At 57.9% G+C, this 259-nt stretch carries 1 protein-coding gene; it reads right to left on the reverse strand.

The window, feature by feature from the left end:
• Nucleotides 1-26: 26 nt before the first annotated feature.
• Nucleotides 27-259 (reverse strand): substrate-binding domain-containing protein (locus AC4IFT_RS22545; protein WP_490752971.1); only part of this gene is annotated, 233 nt, incomplete at its 5' end.

Below are 259 nucleotides of genomic sequence, written 5' to 3' on the forward strand. Positions count from 1 at the left end.
ATGTTACTGAACCCTAAAATATTTGACTAGCGTTTCGGAGCAGCGGTGCTGCCTCTGATAATCAATTCACTGTCCAAGAGTCGGGAGCCGCTGGCCACCGTCTGGCCGTTCAACTGCTCCAACAGCAACAACATCGCCTGCTGGCCGATCTGGAAGCGCGGCTGCGCCACCGTGGTCAGCGGCGGATCGCAATACTGCGCCAGCTTGAGGTCGTCAAAGCCGACGATCGACAGATCCTGCGGTACCCGCAGCCCCATTT

The sequence above is a fragment of the Providencia sp. UF-183 genome (genome assembly GCF_058246155.1).